The organism is Acidovorax cavernicola, assembly GCF_003581445.1.
The window spans coordinates 1-543 of sequence record NZ_QXMN01000363.1 but is presented as its reverse complement, the minus strand read 5'-3'; the positions used below and the strand labels follow the sequence as shown (position 1 = coordinate 543).

Here is a 543-nt window from a genome sequence, read left to right as displayed (position 1 = left end):
TCCCGGTGCTGGTGCTCGACGCGAGCCAGACGGAAAGCGCGGCGACGCCGGGCTTGCGTGATCTGCTCGCCGAACCCGCCTGGCAGGCCACGGGCCTGGGCCCGCGTCCCGCGCAGGCCTCGGTCGCGACCCTGCCCGCGGCCCTCGGGCTGCGCCAGCTGGGCGGACTCGAGCCGCTGCTGGCCTATGCGCGCGGCTATGCGGTGGTGATCGTGCACGCTCCGGTCGAGCAGCTCGCGCCGCTGCTGCAAGGCCATGCGATGCGCCCGCTGCTGCCGCTGGACATGCAGCCCCGGGGCATGGTGCGCAGCTACCGCCAGATCAAGCACCTGGCGCTGCATGCGGGACTGTCCTGCATCGTCGCCGCCGCGACCGAAGCGCACGAGCCTTTCGCGCGCCGCCATGCCGACACGCTGATGGCTTCGCTCGCGCAATGCGCGCAGCGCCATCTGCGCATGCAGCCGCTGTGCACCCGCACCGACCCGGGCTCGGCACCGGACATGCGCCGCCTGGCACTGCAGATGCTCGCGCATGCGGTGACGC

General features: G+C 73.3%; 1 protein-coding gene. It reads left to right on the top strand.

Features of this window, described 5'->3' with window-relative positions:
• A partial coding sequence (locus D3H34_RS34475) for a hypothetical protein (protein WP_167481337.1) occupies positions 1-543 on the top strand: 543 nt, incomplete at both ends.